We start from the raw sequence: 5,478 nt of genomic DNA, 5'->3' as shown, positions 1-5,478 counted from the left end.
CGCTGAGAAGCGGCTTCCATGACCACGACGTGATGATGCGCATCGCCGGCGATACGCTGGCGCTGACCCCGCCGCTGATCGCCAGCGAGGATCAAATCGGCGAGATCATCGACAAGGTCGCCAAGGTGATTCGTGCGGTCGCCTGAGCGTTTGGTCCGATTTTGGCGGAAACGGTAGAAGACTGCCCGCCGAATCACCAATAATGGTAGTGTGACGGTCCGAAAGCGCCGGAAATCGTTCGGCGACGGGAGCCTTTTCGCGCCAGATGATCCGTATTTCCACGATTTTCGTTGCCATCTGCATGGTGCTGGTCTCCGGCTCGCTCGGCGTCGCGCTGTACTCGCTGACCAGCCTGCATGCGTCGGAAGCCGCCGTCGTGGCGCTGGCCGCACTGACCTTCCTCATTCTGTTCAACGCGGTATCGATGCGGATGCGCGACCGCAGCGACGTCGACGGTCAGATCGCCGATCTGTCGCACGGCATCGCCGACCTCGCCCGCCAGGTCGGCGACTTCGGGCGCCGCCTCGCAGCCGCCGAGAGCAAAGTGGTCTCGGCCAATTCCGCCGCGCACGACCGCATTCAATCGGGACTTCAATCCGCGCTCGGGGAAATCAGCGAGCTTGGCGGGCTGGTCAGGCAGCTTGCCGCCTCTGTCGCCACCCACGAAGACATCCTGGCGTCGCTGCCGCCGGCCGCCCCGCCGCCGATGCCCGAACCCCCGCCCCCGATACGGGTTGCGGCGCCCGCTCCCGCCCGCCCCCCCGCAGCGAGTTCCGCACCGAACCGCAACGACGCGCCGATCCTGACCACGATCAGGAGCGCCATCGAGGATAACAGCGTCGATATTTTCCTGCAGCCCATCGTCACGCTTCCGCAGCGCAAGATGCGCTACTACGAAGCGGTGGCGCGGCTGCGCGATGCCCGCGGCGCGCAACTCGCCGCCGGCGATTTCATCCCCGCCGCCGAAGCGGCCGGGCTGATGGGGCACATCGACAACATGGTGGTGGTGCACTGCATGGAGGTGCTGCGCCGCCTTCAGATGCGCAACAAGGACGCCAGCCTGTTCTGCAATCTCTCCGCGGCGACGCTCGGCAACCGCACCGCATTCGGGCAGTGCCTCGATTTTCTCGAAGCCAATCGCGCGCTGGCGCCTTCGCTGATCCTTGAATTCAAGCACAGCACGCTGCGCGGCCTCGGCCTGACCGAAAGCGAGCACCTCGCCGCGCTGGCGCAGCGCGGCTACCGCTTCTCCGTCGATCATGTGACGGACCTCCGCATCGAGCCGCGCGAACTGGCCGACCGCGGCGTCCGCTTCATCAAGGTGCCGGCCTCGCTCCTTCTCGACCCGAACCAGACGTCGGCCTCCGACATCCATCCGGCCGACATCTCCGATCTGCTCGGCCGGTTCGGCATCGACCTGATCGCGGAGCGGATCGAAGACGAGCGGGCGGTGGTCGACCTGCTCGATTACGACATCGGCTTCGGTCAGGGTTTTCTGTTCGCCGCGCCGCGGCCGCTGCGTCCGGATGCGCCGGCGGACACAGCCGACAAGCCGAAGACCGGCGCTACCAAGCCGGACCACCCACCCCGCCTGACCGGCGCCGCCGCACTGGCGTGCCGCGCCGGCAGTGCGGTCTGAGAGCATCGGAGTGCAATGACGGCGCTTCGTTTCGTCGACCATCTGCGCGATCTCGCGACCGGCAGGGATGTCGTGCTCAGCGACATCTGGGGCGTCGTCCACAACGGCCTCGTGTCCTTTCCCGAAGCCTGCGCGGCGCTGAAAACGTTCCGCGACAAGGGCGGAACCGTCATCCTTATCACCAACGCGCCGCGCCCGGCCGATGCCGTGCAACGGCAATTGCGCAAATTCGGCGTCCCCGACGACTGCTATGACGCCATCGCTTCATCGGGCGATCTGGCGCGCTGCTACGTCGCCGAGCATCCCGCCAAGGCGGTCTACTGGCTCGGCCCGGAGCGCGACAATTCGATCCACAGCGGCCTCGATCCCGTCTTCGCGCCGATCGAGCACGCCGATTACATCATCTGCACCGGCCCGTTCGACGACGAGACCGAAACCGCCGAGGACTATCGCGCCCTGATGATGCAGGCGCGCGAACGCAAGCTGCCGCTGATCTGCGCCAATCCCGATATCGTTGTCGAACACGGCGACCGCCTGCTCTATTGCGCCGGCGCCATCGCCGAACTTTATCGCGAACTCGGCGGCGAGGTGATTTTCTACGGCAAGCCGCACCGGCCGATCTATGAGCGGGCCATGGCGCTGGCGCGGGAGCGGCGCGGCCAGGATACGCCGCTGAACCGGGTGCTCGCCATCGGCGATTCCGTTCGCACGGACCTGATGGGCGCCCATGCCTTCGGCATCGACCTGCTGTTCCTGACGCGCGGCATCCATTCCGAGGAATTCGCCGGCGTCGACCAGCTCGACCCGGCCTCGGTCAAGGAATTGTTCGGCCATCCGCCGCTGGCGCTGATGCGCGAACTGAAGTGGTAGGCGAAGGCGGCTTTTCTCCCTCGCCCCGCTTGCGGGGAGAGGGTCGGGGTGAGGGGCCTGTTTCTTGAATCCCCTGAAGGTGAGTTTTGCGGCGATGCTGCGCCCCTCACCCGCTCGCAAGATGCGAGCGACCTCTCCCCGCAAGCGGGGCGAGGTGGGAATTACGCCGGGACGTTGTCGGGAAATACCGCTTCGATTTTGTTCTTCAGCGTCGCCGCGTTGAACGGCTTGACGATGTAATTGTTCACGCCGGCCTTCTTGGCTGCGATGACGTTCTCGGTCTTCGACTCCGCCGTGATCATGATGAACGGCGTCATCGCGAGATTGGCATCGGCGCGGACTTCCTTGAGAAGGTCGTAGCCGGTCATCGGCTCCATGTTCCAGTCGGAAATCACGAGGCCGTATTTCTTGGTGCGCATCTTGTTCAGCGCCGCCGAACCGTCGCTGGCGTCGTCGATGTTCTCGAACCCAAGCTGCTTGAGAAGATTCCGGATGATGCGGATCATGGTGTTGTAATCGTCCACCACAAGAACCGACATCGACAAGTCTACTGCCATTTTGAACCCCCTGCACGCCACATTCTATGTGTGCCGAAATCGTCAAAGGCCCGCCGGGGCGGGCCATCCTGGGGAGCATGCCGGGTCTTCACCGGTCCTGCCCCCGCGGGTCGGCCCTTCTTTCTACTACCAGCCGTTAAACAGCCCGTTAATCCGGAAACGGACAGCCGGGCACCCGTTGCCCCGCAGCTCCGGCCGGCGCGCTTGACTTCAACCGGTTACCCACCCATCAACGAAACGGTAATGACCTCCCGATTTGCCATCATCCGCGACACCACGCCTGCCGCTGCGATTCCCAGGGGATCGGTGGTGGCGATGGGCAATTTCGACGGAGTGCACCTTGGCCACCGCGCCGTGATAGAGGCGGCGCTCCGCATGTCGCGCTCCCGTGGGAATCCGGCCTTTGCCGTCACCTTCGAGCCGCATCCGCGAAAGTTTTTCAGCCCGAGCACCCCGCAATTTCGCCTGACCGATGAGACCAACAAGCTCAGGCTGCTCTCCGGCGCAGGCCTCGCCGGCGCCGTGGTCATGACTTTCGACGCGGCGCGAGCCGGCACCACGGCGCAGGATTTCATTCACCATGATCTGATCGACCGCCTCGGCGTCAGCGGCATCGCCGTCGGCTACGATTTCCATTTCGGCAAGGGCCGGGTCGGCTCGCCGAGCCTTTTGGCGAGCGAGGCGACGCGCTTGGGCATCGAGGTCGACGTCCAGCCCCATGTCGATATCGACGAACGTCCGGTTTCCTCCAGCGCCATCCGCATGGCGCTGGCGGAGGGCCAGATCACGGACGCCACCGCCATGCTCGGCGGGCCGTGGTTCGTGACAGGCGAGGTGATCCACGGCGACAAGCGCGGCGCCGGGCTCGGTTATCCCACCGCCAATATCCGCCTCGACAAGGATTGCGGCCTCAAGCATGGCGTCTATGCGGTGCGGGTCGGACGCGGCCAGGCAAAGGATCAGCGGCGCTCCGACGGCGTCGCGAGCTTCGGCCGCCGCCCGACCTTCGACAACGGCGCGCCGCTGCTCGAAGTGTTCCTGTTCGACTTCAACGGCGACCTCTACGGCGCCACGCTGGACGTGGCCTTCATCGGCTTCATTCGCGAGGAGCTGAAGTTCGACAGCGTCGCGGCGCTGGTGCGCCGGATGGACGGCGATGCGACCGTCGCACGGACCATGCTCGCGGCCGCGCCGGATGCGTTCCCGATGCTCGGGAAGGTGGATTGACTCCTTCTCCTTTCCCCTTGCGGGAGAGGGAAAGACGCTCAAACCGGGTTTCCCCTTGCTGCCAAAACACGCTATTCACCCGCCATGACCGAAAAGCCGAAAAAGTCCGACGCCCCCGATTACGCCAAGACCCTCTACCTGCCGCAGACGGAATTTCCGATGCGCGCCGGACTGCCGCAGCGCGAGCCGGAGATTCTGGCGCGCTGGAACGAGATCGATCTTTACGGGCAGCTCCGCGAGCGCGCGAAGGGACGGCCGAAATTCGTGCTGCATGACGGCCCGCCCTACGCCAACGGGCATATCCATATCGGCCATGCGCTCAACAAGATCCTCAAGGACGTCGTGACCAAAAGCCAGCAGATGCTGGGCCACGATTCCAATTACGTGCCGGGCTGGGACTGCCACGGCCTGCCGATCGAATGGAAGATCGAGGAGGAGAACTACCGCTCCAAGGGCAAGGCGAAGCCGAACTTCAAGGAACCGGCCGCGATGGTCGCGTTCCGCAAGGAATGCCGCGCCTACGCCGGGCACTGGCTGAACGCACAGCGCGAGGAGTTCAAGCGTCTCGGCATCATCGGCGACTGGGACCATCCCTACGCCACCATGACCTATCCGGCCGAGGCGCAGATCGCGCGCGAGCTGATGAAGTTCGCCGCCAACGGCACGCTCTATCGCGGCTCCAAGCCGGTGATGTGGAGCGTGGTCGAAAAGACCGCGCTGGCGGAGGCCGAGGTCGAATACGAGGACCACACCTCGGATACGGTGTGGGTGAAGTTTCCGGTGACCTCGCCGGCGCACGGCGCGCTGGCGCAGGCGAGCGTTGTGATCTGGACCACGACGCCGTGGACGCTGCCGGGCAATCGCGCCATCAGCTTCTCGAACAAGATCGCCTACGGTCTTTACAAGGTCACCGACGCGCCTGCCGACAACTGGGCCAAGACCGGCGATCTTCTGATCCTGGCCGACAATCTCGCCGCCGACGTCTTCAAGCAGGCGCGCGTCGCGGGCTACGAGAAGGTCCGCGACATTCCCGCCGATACGCTGGATGCGGTGGAATGCGCGCACCCGCTGAAAGGCCTGTCCGGCGGCTACGACTTCACCGTGCCGCTCCGATACGCTGGATGCGGTGGAATGCGCGCACCCGCTGAAAGGCCTGTCCGGCGGCTACGACTTCACCGTGCCGCT

5 protein-coding genes and 1 pseudogene are annotated in these 5,478 nt (G+C 65.1%); 5 read left to right on the top strand and 1 reads right to left on the bottom strand.

Annotated elements, in window-relative coordinates; translation table 11 throughout:
- The 3 genes and pseudogenes from BGN91_RS02050 to BGN91_RS02040 form a co-directional block, all read left to right on the top strand.
- Positions 1-146, top strand: a pseudogene (locus BGN91_RS02050) (aspartate aminotransferase family protein); the annotation flags it as partial.
- Positions 147-265: 119 nt separating this feature from the next.
- The gene (locus BGN91_RS02045) at positions 266-1,639 is read left to right on the top strand and encodes an EAL domain-containing protein (RefSeq protein ID WP_292610301.1); all 1,374 of its coding nucleotides are present in this window, start codon (positions 266-268) and stop codon (positions 1,637-1,639) included.
- Between the two features lie 15 nt (positions 1,640-1,654).
- Positions 1,655-2,509: a TIGR01459 family HAD-type hydrolase gene (locus BGN91_RS02040; RefSeq protein WP_292610300.1), complete on the top strand. Its 855-nt coding sequence runs from the start codon at positions 1,655-1,657 to the stop codon at positions 2,507-2,509.
- 161 nt (positions 2,510-2,670) lie between these two features.
- Here BGN91_RS02040 and BGN91_RS02035 read toward each other — a convergent pair whose 3' ends face one another.
- A complete protein-coding gene (locus tag BGN91_RS02035) occupies positions 2,671-3,066 on the bottom strand; it encodes a response regulator (protein WP_079447564.1) in 396 nt (131 codons plus the stop codon).
- A 243-nt stretch (positions 3,067-3,309) separates the two neighbouring features.
- On the opposite strand from BGN91_RS02035, the gene BGN91_RS02030 reads away from it, so the two are divergent.
- Positions 3,310-4,293 carry a bifunctional riboflavin kinase/FAD synthetase gene (locus BGN91_RS02030; protein ID WP_292610299.1) on the top strand — a complete coding sequence of 328 codons (984 nt, stop codon included), beginning with the start codon at positions 3,310-3,312 and terminating at the stop codon, positions 4,291-4,293.
- A gap of 84 nt (positions 4,294-4,377) precedes the next feature.
- Positions 4,378-5,478: class I tRNA ligase family protein (locus tag BGN91_RS02025; protein WP_292610298.1), on the top strand; the 1,101-nt coding region annotated here is incomplete at its 3' end.

Source organism: Nitrobacter sp. 62-13 (genome assembly GCF_001896955.1).
GTDB lineage: Bacteria > Pseudomonadota > Alphaproteobacteria > Rhizobiales > Xanthobacteraceae > Nitrobacter.
The sequence above is the reverse complement of the archived record's forward strand: the minus strand, read 5'-3'. Positions and strand labels throughout refer to the sequence as shown.

Excerpts from the sequence above, each read along its gene's own strand:
- BGN91_RS02045 (WP_292610301.1), top strand. The coding sequence starts at position 266 with ATGATCCGTATTTCCACGATTTTCGTTGCCATCTGCATGGTGCTGGTC.
- BGN91_RS02040 (WP_292610300.1), top strand. The coding sequence starts at position 1,655 with ATGACGGCGCTTCGTTTCGTCGACCATCTGCGCGATCTCGCGACCGGC.
- BGN91_RS02030 (WP_292610299.1), top strand. The coding sequence starts at position 3,310 with ATGACCTCCCGATTTGCCATCATCCGCGACACCACGCCTGCCGCTGCG.
- BGN91_RS02035 (WP_079447564.1), bottom strand. The coding sequence starts at position 3,066 with ATGGCAGTAGACTTGTCGATGTCGGTTCTTGTGGTGGACGATTACAAC.